This is a genomic window from Lacinutrix himadriensis (assembly GCF_001418105.1).
In the GTDB taxonomy this organism is placed as follows: domain Bacteria; phylum Bacteroidota; class Bacteroidia; order Flavobacteriales; family Flavobacteriaceae; genus Oceanihabitans; species Oceanihabitans himadriense.
Genome location: NZ_LIQI01000027.1, coordinates 395,087 through 411,446 on the forward strand (window position 1 = coordinate 395,087; position 16,360 = coordinate 411,446).

The following is a 16,360-nucleotide window of genomic DNA, read 5'->3' on the forward strand; positions in this document are numbered from 1 at the left end:
AAAACACCGTTTGTGCTTTTTGCTTTTAAATTGGTATAATATTAAGATTATTCCTTCCTTAAAATTGAAAAGCTTATACTACTTTTGCCCTTAAAAAAAATGATAGAATTACTATTCTTAGTAAAGTTAGTGGTAGCCATTACCTTTGTAATTGGCTTATCTTTTCTTGCCGAAAATGTAAGTCCGAAAGTTGCCGGAATCCTATCTGGATATCCTACAGGTTCTGCCATCACTTTGTTTTTTTTCGGATTAGAAGTCAGTCCAGAATACGCAGCAAAAAGCGCTGTGTTTAATATGATTGGACTAACGGCCGCTTTAACCTTTGTGTATATCTATTATATAGCATCTAGGTATTTTAAAAAACATACTATTATCCTTTCATCTTTAGCTGCTATAATCGCATATTTTGTGGTGGTTACGTTATTGCATCGTATTGAAATTAATAAATACATCGTCATATTAATTCCAATTTCCGTTTCGTTATTATGTATCTATCTTTTTAAAGACATTAAGAATATTGGCATTCAAACCAAGGCAAAAATCAATTTTAGAATTCTATTCGTCCGAGCCTTTTTTGCTGCTCTAATTATTTTACTCATCACCACCGTTCCAAAATTTGTTGGTCCTACTTGGGCAGGACTTTTTTCGGCCTTTCCTACTACCCTATTTCCTTTAATGATAATCATTCATTTCACCTATTCTAAAGAACATGTTCATACTATTATTAAGAATGTTCCCATAGGCATGTTTTCTTTGATTATTTACTCCTTAACCATATCTATTGTATATCCGTTGTATGGTATCTATTTAGGCACGCTTATTTCCTTTGGTGCAGCAACCTTATATTTATTGGTATATAGCAAAATTAAAAGTTGGATCGATAAGCAATCCCGACTAAAATAATAACGTTTTCGAGCTAATACCTTATTTACTAATTACCCACTTCAAAAACATAAACCCTAGTTTGTGTTTTTTGTTTATAAGTAAATGCATAATAGTATGAATTCCCAAATTTATTATAGCTTGAATTGTTATACTTTTGATAATCTGCTAGCAGGTAAAAACAAACGCTACTTACCTTATGGAAATACTTATACTTTATACTGGTTTTTTACTTGCAGCCTATGCCGTAATAGGAAATGATGTTATACAAACCTTAGGTACTTTTATTTCTTCCAATAACAAAACACATTGGACGGTGCTTTGGGGATTTGCAGGTATTATTCTATCGGCTACTTTAATTTTTGGTTGGTGTATGTATGATGGCGATGTTTCCTACCAAAGATTAAATAGCATCACACTTCCAGAAACCTTAAAATGGTGGCATTTAATAGCACCACTAGCCTTATTGATAATTACCCGTTTGGGAATACCAGTAAGCACGACCTTTATGATTCTTAGTGTTTTTTCTAGTCAGCAATTTATTGAGAAAATGATTCTTAAATCGGTGTATGGTTATGGGATTTCGGTAATTACCGCCTTTTTAATTTATCTTTTAATTGCTCAAAGACTAGAATCTAAGGCCTCTTTAGAGAACGTACATAAAACCAATCAAAAGAGATTCTGGATTGTTGCGCAATGGCTTTCTACGGCATTTTTATGGTCGCAATGGCTTATTCAAGATTTTGCAAACATTTATGTTTTTCTACCGCGAAGATTATCTATTTGGGAACTGCTTGGTTCTCTAGTGGTTATCTTGTCTATTATGGCCTATATTTTTAAAAATCGCGGTGGTAAAATCCAGGAAATGGTGAACCAAAAAGTCAATACTAGAAACATTCGTTCTGCAACTATTATTGATCTTTTTTATGGTGTTATTCTTTTTATATACGGAAACTATAATGCCATACCAATGAGTACCACTTGGACTTTTATTGGTATTCTTGCCGGACGAGAAATAGCCATAAACTACTTGCTTAATAAAGGGAAATTAAAAAGTTCCTACCAACTCATCGCTAAAGATTTTGCTAAAGTAAGTCTAGGTTTGGCTATTAGTATTTCTATAGTGTACTTGATTCAACTCATCAAAACTTTCTAAAAAAACATGGCATCCGGGGTTCCGTTAAGGTAATACCCTAAGGTGTGGTATATCTTCAAATGACAAACTATTGTCGATTACTTTACAAATACACGTAGAACTACGTATTGTAAATCAGAGGTTTAAATGCTATCTTAGTTTTCCAAACATTATAACTAGAATTGCTTTATTTATAGAAAAAGGTAATCTTAGTTGTTATGCTACAAGTTGTGCTTCTTTACCAGAAACCGCTAACCAATGCGTTTGTTTTAAAAATAGATATAAGAAAGAATAAACAACAGATTCTATAGTACGCTAGCTAAAGTATAGGACGAATATTAATTAACCAACTAAAACGAATTACAACTATTATGACACTACGATTTTACAAATTAAACATAATAATAGCCTGCCTTTTTTTAAGTTCCTGTGCTAATAATAAAAAAGAATTTGGCACCATGATTATTCATGGAGGAACCATTTATACCGTAGACTCTATACAGCCAACAGTAGAGGCCGTGGTAACAAAAAAGGATAAAATTCTCTTTGCTGGAAGTTTTGAGGAAGCCAAAAGCTATCAAAATGAACAAACGGAACTTATAAATTTAGAAGGTAAGACGATGACGCCTGGTTTAATTGAGGGTCATGGTCATTTTATGGGTTTAGGTTATAATGAATTAGAACTTGACCTTATGCATACCAATAGCTATCAAGATATTGTAGATGCTGTTGCTGCGAAAGTGAAAACGTCTAAACCAGGTGAATGGATAATAGGTAGCGGTTGGCACCAAAGCAAATGGGACAGTATGCCTGCAAACACCGTTAAAGGATTTCAAACGCATCATTTACTTAGCGAAGTATCACCAGATAATCCTGTTTTTTTATTTCATGCAAGTGGTCACGCAGGATTCGCAAATGCTAAGGCTATGGAAATTGCAGGTTTAAAAAGCTTACGTAAAGAGGGAATCCAGTCGTATAATACGGAAGGAGGAGAAGTCATTGTAGATCAATTTGGTATGCCAACAGGTATTTTCAATGAACATGCAATATCTATGATATACAAGTATATCCCAGAAGAGACGCCAGAAACAAACATACAAGCGTTTCATCTAGCTATGGAAGCATGCCATAAAAATGGTATCACTAGTTTTCATGACGCAGGTATTTCAAAAGATATTATAGCGCTCTATGATGACATGAAATCGGCTGGAAAAATGAATGTTAGAATGTATGCCATGTTACGAGGTGGTGAAGAATTACTTGAGGAATGGTTTGAAAAAGGTCCAAGGATAGATCCAGACCATCGTTTTACTATACGTTCTATAAAATTAAGTTGTGATGGTGCTTTAGGCTCCAGAGGTGCTTGGCTTTTAGAACCGTACACAGATCGCCAAGGGCATTATGGCCACGAAACGCTTCCAATGGATATAGTAAAAGAAGTAGCAATACAAGGACTGCAAAACAATTTTCAAGTCTGTTCCCATGCCATTGGAGACCGTGCTAATAGAGAAATTCTGGATCAATATGAATTAGCGTTTAAGGAATTAAACATGTTAGATGCCGATCATAGATTCCGTATTGAACATGCGCAACATCTACATCCAGATGACATTCCTCGTTTTGCAGCGTTGCATGTAATTCCTGCAATGCAGACCATACACTTGTCTTCCGATAGACCTTGGGCTATTGACCGTTTGGGTGAAAAACGAATCAAAGAAGGCGCTTACATGTGGCAAGCTTTACTACAGAGTGGCGTTCCTATTGTTAATGGAACGGACGTGCCTGTAGAACCGCTTAATCCTATTGCTAGTTTCTATGCTAGTGTAAGTCGAAAAACCCTGAAAGGAACTCCTGAAGGCGGTTATGAGCCAGAACAAAAAATGACACGAATGCAAGCATTAAAATCATATACTTTAGATGCTGCTTATGGTGCCTTCGAAGAAAACATTAAAGGTTCTATTCGCAGTGGTAAACTTGCTGATTTTACCATTTACAATCAAGATTTAATGACTGTGGAAGAAAATCAGATATTAAATACGGAAATCGCCATGACTATTTTTAATGGTGAAGTCGTTTACAAGAAATAAACAAAATAACGATAAAACAACAATGTATAGCGCTAATTTTTAGACCAATACTATCTTAAGAACATTCCTACGGAATATTCTATCTGTGATTTATTTGCTAAATTAGGTACTAATCAACGGCACTAATTATATACAAATCCGTTAGTGGCAATTAGAAGAAAATGAATAGTTTCCTGGAAATAAAATTTAGAATTCCCTTGTTTGTATTTACAGCGCTACTATTTCAAATGCTTGGCTGTAAACAGACATCTGAAAATGCGGATGCTACTGAAAATGAAATCCAAGCTAATTTTCATCATGTGCATCTAAATGTCAGAGATAGAGATTCAACCATAGCATATTATGAAAAATACTTTGGCGCAACTCGCGTAAAATACCGAGACCAAGCGGATGCTCTGTTTACGGAGAAATCCTTTTTATTAATGGATCTTGTGGATAATAAGCCATCATCACATTTAGGTTCTAGTTTATGGAATATTGGTTGGTCTGGTGTAGATGGGCAATCTGAATATGATTGGAGAGTGAAAGAAGGAATAGCAATTCATACACCTATTACGCCACTTTACGATAATTTTTGGATGTACTTTCTTGGCCCAGAAAAAGAAGTCATAGAGGTGTATACAGGAAATAAAAACCACAGATTTGAACACATACACTTACTAGCAACTGATGTGGATAAAACGATGGATTGGTTCGAATCTAATTTGGGTTTGCTTCCGGTGTATGAAAAGGCAAAACAATGGGAGAACAACAAGCTTCGGTGGAAATGGAATTTACTAACCGTCGATAATATTAATATCATTGTGTTTGGCAAACCAGTGGAGGAAGAAGCATGGTGGCCTAAAGAAAAAATAAAACTAACAGATGGTAGTGCAATCGATCATATTAGTTTTTCATTTGAAAATTTGGAGCCAGTAATGGATAAAATGAGCGCTGCTGGGTTAGCTATTGTACAGGATATAAAAATAGACTCTATTTATGGTATGAAAAGTTTTTTCGTTAGAGGCCTGGACGGTCTGCTAGTCGAAATAGTAGAGGAAAAGCGAATCCCTGAAGGTATCACACGTTGTGCTTCGTTATGACTAACCAACAACAAAAGGATTAAATTCTTTAGATTATAGAAACATAATTTTGTAAAAAAAAATGAAAGGTCTAGTAGACCTTTGGAAGAGAAAGCCGCTTGCGGTCGTCTTAAAAAACCGCTTTAAAAATATGATTAAGTTCTTTCGTAAGATTAGACAAAACGTACTTTCACAAGGAAAGACTGGAAAGTATTTTAAATATGCCGTTGGAGAAATAGTTCTTGTGGTTATTGGGATTTTAATTGCGTTACAAATAAATAACTGGAACGAAAATCGGAAAATACTAAATCAAGAAACACAGATTTATGAAGAACTTAAAAGCGATTTGTTGCTAACCAAAAAGGATAGACTCCAAGTAATTTCAAAGAATAAAGAAGTTATCCAATCCAATCAACAATTATTGAATGCTATTGGTAATAAAAAACCCTATTCCGATACCATGTACAGCCTTTTCGCAAATGTTGGTGAAGACTTTAAAATATTTCCTAAAACAAGTGCTTTTGAAAATTTAAAAAATAGTGGTTTGAATATCTTATCCAATGATAGTCTACGTATTTCTATAACCAATTTATTTCAATTAGAACTAAAGCGTTTAGTAGATGCAACAGGAATGAAAAGTGCTGACATGATGCAGAAATTATTTCCTTACCAATTCAAATATTTATATGCCGATACAAACAAACAAACAAACCTGTAACTTACGGATTCACACATTCAGATTCCATAACTGTTTACAAATTAGGAATAAAGAACTACGACCAACTTTTAACAGACAATAACCTTTTATTGACACTACAACTTGTGTTCTATAATAGGAGCTTATTTATAGATGAAGAAGTAAAAGTTGTGGAATCTATAGACAATGTGCTTGATAAAATTGAAGTGGAACTTAATAGTAAAAATAAATAACGAAAGCACAACCACACCTATAATTAATTACCAGCTTCTCGCCTACTTACAAAAGGTTTCGCAGATTTTCTGTCTACTATACGGTTTTCCGTGTGACAATTACAAGACCTTAATAGCTTCAAATAACGAACTACTGCGCATTACTTTATAAATACACGTAGAAATACGTATTGCAAAAAGGAGTTTTAAATGGTAACTTAGTTCCGTCAAGTACCTGACTACAAATGATTTATTAATAAAAAAACCATTACTTTAGTTGTTATATAACAGGTTGTACCACATTAAAAACCAATCAATATGAATAGAATATTTTCAATTTTTATAACTATTCTCATTTGTTCACAATCCTACGGACAAAAGCCAAGAGCTAGAGATTTAGGAATACCTCTAGATGGAAAAACTGGAAAACTAAATGCAATTACAGATGTTAAGGGAATTGAAGTCGGTCATACAACATTGATATCAGGTGAAGGTAAATTAGTTGTTGGCGATGGTCCAATTAGAACTGGAGTGACAGCAGTATTACCGCGAGGTAAAAAATACGACCCTGTTTTTGCTGGATGGTATAGTCTAAATGGAAATGGAGAAATGACAGGTACTACTTGGATAGAGGAGTCTGGCTTTTTAGAAGGCCCTATAATGATAACAAATACACATAGTGTAGGAATTGTAAGAGATGCAGTAGTTGAATGGCAATTTAAAAATAAACATTTCGACCCACTTCCTAATGAACCAGACATTTTTTGGGCTTTACCAGTTGTCGCCGAAACCTATGATGGCGATTTAAACGATATTAATGGGTTTCATGTAAAAAAAGAACATGCTTTTTCAGCTTTGAACAATGCTAAATCAGGTGTGGTAGCTGAAGGAAATGTGGGTGGTGGAACTGGAATGATTTGCCATCTTTTTAAAGGTGGAATTGGAACATCTTCACGTGAAGTAATTATTGATTCTACGACCTACACACTAGGTGTCATTGTTCAGGCTAACTACGGTAGTCGAAAATCGCTGACTATAGCAGGTGTACCAGTAGGTAAAGAAATTGCTGACCAAATGCCCCTTTGGGACCCAATAAGGTCTGAAGAAGATAGAGGTTCAATTATAGTTATTATTGCTACAGATGCACCACTACTTCCTCACCAATTAAAGAGGCTTGCTCGTAGAGCACCAATAGGTATTAGCCGACTAGGTGGATATGGTAGTAATGGCTCTGGAGATATTTTTGTTGCATTTTCAACGGCTAATAAAGAGGCGGCCGATAGAGAAAAAACCCAGCAGGTTGAAATGATACCTAATGACAAAATGTCTATCCTTTTTGAAGCAACGGCACAAGCAACAGAAGAATCGATATTAAACGCGCTAGTAGCCGCTGAAACGATGGTTGGCAAAAATAATACGACCGTATATGAGATGCCAGAAGAAAAAGTAATTGAAATACTCAAAAAGTATGGTAGAATAAAAAAATAACGTGTACAACAATGGCTATAATTAATGCGGGTTTTAGGGGTTTACGTTAAGTCTGAGTAAATTTATAAGGTCCGTCAAATCTTTTGGATTTGGCTTTTAAAATGAAAAAGATAAAAACAAACAAAAAGATTTGACTAATCGCTTAAACGGAAACAAAAGTTCTCTTTTATTCCCGTACTAATCATAGCCGAGACGTTGGCGGTAATTAAACATCACAGTCAGAAGAATGAACACATTTACAAACAAAAGAATTCAGTCCATAGACCTGCTAAGAGGTTTGGTGATTTTGCTAATGGCACTTGACCATGTAAGAGATTATTTTCACTATGATTCTTTCATGTATGACCCATCGGATTTAACCCAAACGACTGTTCCGATATTTTTCACCAGATTTATTACTCATCTTTGTGCACCGGTTTTTTGTTTTTTAGCAGGAACTTCTGCTTTTTTTGTTGGTCAAAAGAAAGATTTAAATTCACTATCGGTTTGGCTTTTAAAAAGGGGATTATGGTTGATTATTGTTGAGTTTACAATTGTAAATTTTGGATGGTATTTTAAATTCAATACTACGTTTATTGATTTAGCAGTTATTTGGTGTTTAGGCGCTTCAATGATTTTCCTTGCGGGCTTAATCCGCCTACCCAAATCCATGGCGATATTAATAGCGCTGTTTTTTGTGTTTGGTCATAATTTATTTGATTCCTTTAAACCAATACCAAACGATATATTTAGCAAGCTTTGGTATGTTTTTCATGTTGAAGGTGAGTTTAAACTGGGGTCATTAACTGTGTATTCTGTTTACCCTTTAATGCCTTGGATTGGATTGATGACATTAGGTTATTTCCTTGGTCAACTTTACCTGCCGACTTTCAACAGTAAAAAGAGAATAAAAATACTGTATGGCGCAGGTATTTTATTACTTGTTTTATTTCTTGTTTTTAGAATTAGTAACCTATATGGCGATTTGCACCCATGGACAAAACAGAACTCATTGACATATTCTATATTGTCAATATTAAAAGTTACTAAATACCCTCCATCATTTGCCTTTATTTGCATTACAATTGGGCCCGCTTTAATTTTATTGGCGGCATTTGAAAATTTTAAAAATAGCTTATCGAAAATATTTATAACCATCGGACAAGTACCTATGTTTTTTTATGTGGTACATATCTACATTATTCACGTTGTAGCCATTTTTGCAGCTTTAGCAACTGGGTATCAATTCTCCGATATGATACTAAACGTATGGATACCTTTTAGTCCTGATTTAAAGGGTTATGGATTCAGTCTCCCTATTGTATACCTAGTCTGGTTAGGTATCCTTGTGGTCTTATATCCTATAACCAAAAAATATAACCGTTATAAAAAAGACAATAAAGACAAGTGGTGGCTAAGTTATCTATAATTAACTACCGCCAACACCGTGTATCATTAATGGCTATTTCTCGCGGACTTTCTATCTGTAATTTATTTGATAACTTTAGTAATTAAACACGCAACGAAATCATACACAAAACCGTTGTGCTTCATTATAAAAAACCACGAACCAATGATAAAATTCTTCAGAAAAATTAGACAAAAAATGCTGACTGAAAACAAATTCAGTAAATATCTCATTTATGCAGTTGGAGAAATTATTCTTGTAGTTATTGGAATATTGATTGCCCTTCAATTAAACAATGCTAAAGAAATTAGTAAACTGGATGAAACAAGGCACAACTACTATAGTCAGATTTTAGTGGATCTGGATAAAGAAATAGAAAACATTACCAATCGAATTTCCTTTTTAGAAAGTAACACGGTCTCTTTTGAAGCATACAACAAATATATAGAGACTTTAGATTTAGAGCCTAATCAAATTATGAAGGAATTACTTAAAATTAATAGAGTATCTAGATACGCATCCTTCAACACGAATACTATTCAAACATTAGAATCGACTGGAGATATAAAATTAATGCCAGAAATTATTCGAAATCAACTACTCGATTTAAAGCGCGCTCAAGAAAGCTACAGTAAAGTGTCTAATGGCAATAATGAAGTATACTTAAATGCGCTAATGAAACCGCTTCAATTAGGTCTTCTTCGATTAAAAACGAAAAAACCCATTTATAAAGGTTCAAGAATCCATGCTAATATGGAAGAAATTATTTTGACACTTGAAGGTGCATTAAGTTTAAAGTATTTTACTGAAATTAACAATACTAAAGCCCTTATCGATATGCGGATTCATATAAAAGAATTAAAAGAAATGATTAATCTGGAACTTAAAAACAAATAACGAAAGCACAACCACACATATAATTAATTACTAGCTTCTCGCCTACGTATAAAAGTCTTCGCAGATTTTCATCCTACTGTACGGTTTCCCGTAAGGTAATTATCAAGCCTTGTTATATCTTCGAATGGTGAACTAATGTGAATAACTTTACTAAAGATACGTAGAACTACGTATTGTAAATAAAGGGTTTAAATGGTAGCTTCGCTTATAACTAAAGGTGCTTTCTTTAAGTAAAAGTTGCGTTTATTGATTATATAACACGTTGCCTACAATTTGAAGGGAATGGACAGGGGAAACGATAAGAAAAAAGAATTAAATTATAATTATGATAAAAAATAAAGGAGCGATAACATTTTGGATTTCTATGGACAAAAACCCATTCGCATTCAAAGATGGAAACCAAGTAAAATTTGTAAACCAAGATATAAACGGAGAGCATTTAACTATAAATTTGGAATCAAAACAGATAAATGTCATTTTTAACAAAGGTACAAATCGAGCAATATCAATATTTTCCCCAATAATCAGCAATATAGACCCAGTTAAAAATTTTGTGGCGGTATCTTGGTCTTCAGAAAAAATACTCATAATGTTTAATGACCAAGAATTGTTCAATAAAAAATTCGTTACGAACATTAAAAAAATATCTATTTCTGGTTCTCCTGAAAACCCTTCAATCGATGAAGCTTTCGGCTTAACGTTTCAGTTACATGCCCCTTATAACAAAGATGAGGTTACTCTATTGATTAATCCAAATATAACAGATTATGAAGATTCTATGGGAGATGAAAATGTTTCTATAAGGCATCTTACGTTCAGTGAACATACACCCGACACGAAAATTATAAAATTTGATTTTGGTGATAATAATGTAAAGAAAATAGGAGGTACTTATATCAAATTGGAAAAAATAGGCACAATTGTATTTGAAAATCAAGAATTTTTAACCTTTGATTTCTTTATAGAGGATATATCTACGGAATAGATGTACTTCCAGTCAAGATAGTGGTCGAAATCCCGTTTGTTTTCTATTGTTCTGCAATGATGCCATCGGAGTTATTAAAGAAAACACTTAATTCCATTGTTGGAGACGAAAAAGAATAAAAACTGTAGGCAACACCTAATAAAATTTATTACTTGTTCCATTCTACTTACACAAATCCCAATGGATTTTTATATCCGTTTTATTTGCTAAACCCATAACTTCATCACTCAACAAATCTGTTACACAACCATTTCCATTTATTATACATTACTGTACTTTATGAAAGATAAGATTATTGAAAACATTCAAAATATTGAGAAGAAATATTTACCAATAAAGGAAATCTTAGAAAAATCTAATAACTCGAATAAGTATCACGGTTTATATAAAGGAATTATTTCTATACAGAGTAAAATTGTAAACAATCCAGATATCCTGTTCTTAGGAATTAATCCAGGAGAAGGAGCATATATAGAAATGAACCAGAACTCTAAAAACCATAAAACTAAGTTCCCTGAAAAATTAATTTCTAACATTGATTATTTATCAAATATAGAACTTGATTGGGTAAAAAAAGGTGTTTCAAGAGGTGAAAAAATAAAAGGAAAATGGTTTGGTTATGAATGGTATGAAAGGGATAGAAAAATAAATAATTCTTTTCCTTCAAGAATGATTGATCTACTCTATTATTGGAGTGAATTAAAATTAGGGCAAAATATTGAATCAAATTCAGAACAATTTATACAGCAGTTTAATGAATAAATAATTGACAAAATTGTATATTCTAATATAAATCCGATTGCGACTAAATCAACTACTGAATTAGAAAAAATTATTACCTTACTTTCTAAAGAGGAAAACCTAAAAAATCATTGGAGCCATAATAAACAGAATAAAATAACAAAATCAATAGTGAAAAATTTCTTTAGACAAAGGACTTTTGATTTAATAAACATTCTAAAACCTAAAGTTATAGTGTGTTTAGGAAACACTGTATATTCAGAACTTACTTATCGAAAAACTGTAAATAAAAATAAAGTTTTTTCTTCAAAATATAATGTAAGAAATATAGAATATGATATGGTTACATTTTCAAGATCAGGTACTTGGTCTCCTCTATTGAAAGACGTTTCAATTCAAATAAATAATAGTCTTTCAAATCATAACTAATATCAAAATACCTAATCCCCTAAAAACTTCAAAAGCACAAACTAAGGTTTGTGCTTTTCTATTTTCTACAAATACCGTTTCAAATCATTTCCTAGAACAAAAACAAATCCCTCCTGTCCTACTCCAAAAACCCCAACATCTTTGCATTCACAACTTCCGCTTGATCGATAGATAAAAAATGACCTGCATTGCGTATCACTTCTCCTTTTCCCTTAGGTAGCATGTTTGCAATTTCTACGGTGCGTTTTTCATTAATCATATCGTCATCCCCAATTAAAACCAATACTGGCATTTGCAGTGATTTCAACTCTTTATTAGAAAACGGTTGCATACTCGACATAAATTGATTCACCGAATCTTTTTCGGTAGCAATATAATATTGCTCTAAATAGGCATCACTAATATTAGGTACATTACTAGACATACTTTCTAGGCTTTGTGCAATTTGCTTTTCTTTAGAAGAAAGTAACGTCGCAATATTTTTAAATAAATCCATACTTGGTTTAATCCAAGTAAAGGTTTGCGCCGGACTCAATAAAATCATGCTTTTAATACTTTTCTGGTTGTCTAAAGCCAGGTTTACCGCTAACCAACCACCTCTAGAAGCGCCAATTAGATCAAAGCGATCTAAGTCTAAAGCAAACAACACTTCTTGATACCAATCGATAACGTGGTCTACACTATCTAAATCGGTATACAAATAAGACTTTCCTGGTTCTAGTATAAAATCAATAGCATACACACGATGGTTGCTGCTAAGTGCTTCTATATTTGGGTACCACATGGTAGAACTCGCATTCATGCCATGCAATAAAACTACAGGTTCTGCATTTTCTGGTCCGCTAACAATCACATGCGCAACACCATCGGTAGTAGGAATGTATAATTCTTCAAAAGCAACATCCCATAATTTTAGGGTTTTGTCATAGGCTTCAAAATATGCCTTATCCGAAGCATCTGCCTTGGTAATATAATCTGGTATTTTTTTATAGGCATCGTATTTACTAGTACAACTAACAAATAAAACAGAAAAAATAAGTGCAGTAAAGAATCTCATAATTGGTGTTATTAATCCGTGTAAAAGTAACTATAAATAGCGTTTCACGTGCTACCAATTTTGTAAATTTGTTATTCTGAAAAATAAAACAAAGAAGATTTTTCCGATCTTATCTACCAACAGGCAGGTTCACGGAATAGAAAACACAACCAATGGAAAGAGCCCACGTTTTAGAACAAATCATTACTGGTTACCGAAATACCATTCAGCAACGCTACCAATATCAAAACATCAAGGATACGTACGGAATTCCAGATTCTATAGATCCCGAAACCGTAAACCAGCTTCGGGAATACTTCTTGAATTATATGTATCCCGAATTTGAAAAACGCCAAGAATTAAACGAAGCGTTTAACAGCCTAGAAGATTTTACCAAGCATCCTAAAAAATTGGTAGCCGTTGCATTAGATGCTACCAAACTGATCTTTAAATACGGAAGACATCTTCCTAAAATATTAAATACCGGATTAAAAGCCATGCAATCTTTTAAAGCTGCAGATACTTTTGAAAATAACCTGGTAGATGAAGCCATCAAAAATAACATCGAAGGACCTTATAATCCAGAAAAGATAGATGCGCTCATTACCTTATTGTCTCGCGAAGAAATAGAGAAATTTATTAGTATTTCAGAATCGTTATTTGATGTGTTACATGATAAAGTTCTGATTAAAAAAATCAAAGGGATTATTGAGTATCTAATAAAAATGATGCAAAAAAAGGAAAATACCTATACTCCGCAACAAATTAAAGGTCTAGAAATGGGTCTGGAAATGTTAACCGAAGGGGATGCCCTTTTTAACCGATTAACTTTAGAAGACCAACAAAATTTAGTCGACCTCATTATAGAAATAGAAAAAGATGCTTTAGAACGTATTTTTTAGAAAGTACTAAAGCCACAACTAAAATTCCAAGTCTCAAGGCAATTGCTTAACTTTGTTGTGCTATAAAAAAGTATTCCATAAAACAATAATGCCATTTCCTCTTTCGCGGAATAAATTATGATAAACATACCCGAAAAAACATTACAAGATTTAGAATTTTCTACCGTTTTACAACAAGTAAGTGAACTTTGCATTACGCCTTTAGGACATGCAAAAGCCTTACAAATTACGCCGTATAAAACCAAAGAAGAATTACTAGTATCCTTACAATTGGTAGACGAATATCTATCGTCTTTTCATAATGACAATAGAATCCCGAATCATGGTTTTGACACTATTGCTAAAGAATTAAAGCTTTTAAAAATTGAAAACACGTTTTTAGAAATACACAGTTTAAAAAAATTGGTATCTATTTCATTAACCTGTAATGAGATTGTAACATTCCTTAAAAAGTTTCAGGAGTATTATCCTAAATTACATGACTTCGCTTTCTATATCGAAGTGACCAAAGAAATCATTGAAAAAATTGATGCGAATGTAGATCGTTTTGGTGATATAAAAGACGACGCTTCTCCCCTGCTTTTTGAGATAAGAAAAAGCATGAATGCGCTTAAAGGTAAAATTAATGGTAGTTTTGCTTCGGCATTAAACAGTTACCATCAACTCGATTATTTAGATGATATACGCGAATCTGTTGTAGAAAACAAGCGGGTTCTTGCTGTAAAAGCCATGCACAGACGTAAGGTGAAAGGTGCTATTATGGGAAGTAGTAAAACAGGAAGTATTGTTTATATTGAACCAGAAGCGACTTTAAGACATACCAGAGAACTTAATAATTTAGAGTTTGAAGAAGCCGAAGAAATTGTAAGAATCCTTAAGGAAATCACCAATTTTGTAAGACCCTTTTTACCTTTATTAGAAAAGTACCAAGACTTTTTAATTGCCATCGATGTGATTTCCGCGAAAGCGAAATATGCAAGATCCATGGATGCTATTCTTCCGGAAATTAATGAAAACAGAACGCTATTTATACGCGATGCTTATCATCCTTTATTACTTTTAAATAATAAAGCGAAAAAGGAAAAAACATTCCCGCAAACCATAGAATTAAAACAAGACAGTAGAATTATTGTTATTTCTGGTCCCAATGCAGGAGGAAAAAGTATTACACTAAAAACCGTAGGATTATTACAAGTCATGCTGCAATGTGGGATGTTAATTCCGGTACATGAACGTAGTTCTGTGTGTTTATTTGATAGAGTTTTAAGTGATATTGGAGATAACCAATCTATTGAAAATCATTTGAGTACCTACAGTTACCGATTAAAGCAAATGAATTATTTTTTAAGAAAGTGTAATAAGAATACGCTTTTCTTAATTGATGAATTTGGTACAGGATCAGATCCGGAACTTGGTGGCGCTTTAGCAGAAACTTTTTTGGAAGAATTTTACCATCGGGAAGCCTTTGGGATTATCACCACACACTACTCCAACTTAAAGCTATTAGCCAATGAGTTACCTTTTATGGAAAATGCAAATATGCTTTTTGATGAAAAAAGTTTAGAGCCTATTTACAAACTCGTGATTGGTAATGCAGGAAGTTCGTTTACGTTTGAAGTAGCGCAGAAAAATGGGATTCCGTATAGTTTAATAAACCGTTCTAAAAAGAAGATAGAACGCGGTAAAGTGCGTTTTGATGCTACTATTGCAAAGCTTCAAAAGGAAAGAAGTAAACTTGAGAAAACCGGACAATCTTTAAAAGAAAACGAAAAGAAAAAACTTGCTGAAGCAGATAAGCTCGAAGAGATTAATGCGAAGGTGCAGAAAAAGCTAGAAAACTATCAAGAGCTATATGATAGCAATCAGCGTTTGGTATATTTAGGAACCAAAGTGAATGATTTAGCCGAAAAATTCTTCGATAATAAACAGAAGAAGCAATTAATGGCTGAACTGTTTAAGCTGGTTCAAATTGAAAATTCGAAACGTAAAAAAGTTACTGTCAAGCAGAAAAAAGCTAAAAAACAGAAAGAGACGCAAGTCAAACAAGAAGTAGAAAAGAAAGTAGAAGTTATTAGAGAAAAGAAAAAGGAAGCCAAGAAAAAAGCAATTGTTCCCGATAAGCCTAAAGCAATTCTAAAAGTTGGTGATCGTGTACGTATGGAAGATGGTCGTGCTGTTGGAACCATTGATAAAATGGAAAAAAACAAGGCCGTTGTGAATTATGGTATTTTTACGACTAACGTTAGTATAGCGATGTTAGAACTTGTAGAGGCTGTTAAAAAGTAGGCCGTCTGTACAATTACAGTTGCAGTTTGCAATAAAAACAACATAAGAGTAAGCCAAGAAAAACATTCGTGTATTCGTGGCTAAAAAAATAATTAATAAAAAGAGATTCCTACTTTCCTTCTACGACAGGCAGGT

Annotated in this window: 13 protein-coding genes; 12 read left to right on the plus strand and 1 reads right to left on the minus strand. The window is 33.4% G+C overall.

Going from position 1 to position 16,360, the window contains the following annotated elements:
• Positions 1-99: 99 nt before the first annotated feature.
• The 10 genes from AMD28_RS14955 to AMD28_RS15000 all read left to right on the plus strand — a co-directional run bounded on the left by AMD28_RS14955 (position 100) and on the right by AMD28_RS15000 (position 11,593).
• Positions 100-903, plus strand: a complete 804-nt coding sequence (locus AMD28_RS14955; protein ID WP_055444931.1) for a hypothetical protein — start codon at positions 100-102, stop codon at positions 901-903.
• Between the two features lie 178 nt (positions 904-1,081).
• Entirely contained in the window at positions 1,082-2,038 is a 957-nt protein-coding gene (locus tag AMD28_RS14960; protein WP_055444932.1) for a hypothetical protein, read from the plus strand.
• A gap of 350 nt (positions 2,039-2,388) precedes the next feature.
• Positions 2,389-4,104, plus strand: coding sequence for an amidohydrolase (locus AMD28_RS14965; protein WP_055444933.1), 1,716 nt, complete (start codon positions 2,389-2,391; stop codon positions 4,102-4,104).
• A 161-nt stretch (positions 4,105-4,265) separates the two neighbouring features.
• A complete protein-coding gene (locus tag AMD28_RS14970) occupies positions 4,266-5,186 on the plus strand; it encodes a VOC family protein (RefSeq protein WP_055444934.1) in 921 nt (306 codons plus the stop codon).
• Between the two features lie 130 nt (positions 5,187-5,316).
• Positions 5,317-5,883, plus strand: a complete 567-nt coding sequence (locus tag AMD28_RS18685) for a DUF6090 family protein (RefSeq protein ID WP_152975628.1) — start codon at positions 5,317-5,319, stop codon at positions 5,881-5,883.
• A 509-nt stretch (positions 5,884-6,392) separates the two neighbouring features.
• Entirely contained in the window at positions 6,393-7,562 is a 1,170-nt protein-coding gene (locus AMD28_RS14980) for a DmpA family aminopeptidase (RefSeq protein ID WP_055444936.1), read from the plus strand.
• A 226-nt stretch (positions 7,563-7,788) separates the two neighbouring features.
• On the plus strand, positions 7,789-8,970 hold the full coding sequence (locus AMD28_RS14985) for an acetyltransferase domain-containing protein (protein ID WP_083478332.1): 1,182 nt from the start codon (positions 7,789-7,791) through the stop codon (positions 8,968-8,970).
• A gap of 144 nt (positions 8,971-9,114) precedes the next feature.
• Positions 9,115-9,846, plus strand: coding sequence for a hypothetical protein (locus AMD28_RS18690; protein WP_055444938.1), 732 nt, complete (start codon positions 9,115-9,117; stop codon positions 9,844-9,846).
• Between the two features lie 325 nt (positions 9,847-10,171).
• The gene (locus AMD28_RS14995) at positions 10,172-10,831 is read left to right on the plus strand and encodes a hypothetical protein (protein WP_055444939.1); all 660 of its coding nucleotides are present in this window, start codon (positions 10,172-10,174) and stop codon (positions 10,829-10,831) included.
• A gap of 279 nt (positions 10,832-11,110) precedes the next feature.
• Entirely contained in the window at positions 11,111-11,593 is a 483-nt protein-coding gene (locus AMD28_RS15000; RefSeq protein ID WP_055444940.1) for a hypothetical protein, read from the plus strand.
• Between the two features lie 526 nt (positions 11,594-12,119).
• Here the strand turns inward: AMD28_RS15000 and AMD28_RS15005 are convergent.
• Positions 12,120-13,058 (minus strand): alpha/beta fold hydrolase, encoded by a 939-nt coding sequence (locus tag AMD28_RS15005; RefSeq protein WP_055444941.1) that lies wholly within the window; start codon positions 13,056-13,058, stop codon positions 12,120-12,122.
• A gap of 152 nt (positions 13,059-13,210) precedes the next feature.
• On the opposite strand from AMD28_RS15005, the gene AMD28_RS15010 reads away from it, so the two are divergent.
• Positions 13,211-13,939: a hypothetical protein gene (locus AMD28_RS15010; protein ID WP_055444942.1), complete on the plus strand. Its 729-nt coding sequence runs from the start codon at positions 13,211-13,213 to the stop codon at positions 13,937-13,939.
• 117 nt (positions 13,940-14,056) lie between these two features.
• Positions 14,057-16,225, plus strand: a complete 2,169-nt coding sequence (locus tag AMD28_RS15015) for an endonuclease MutS2 (protein WP_055444943.1) — start codon at positions 14,057-14,059, stop codon at positions 16,223-16,225.
• Positions 16,226-16,360 lie beyond the last annotated feature (135 nt).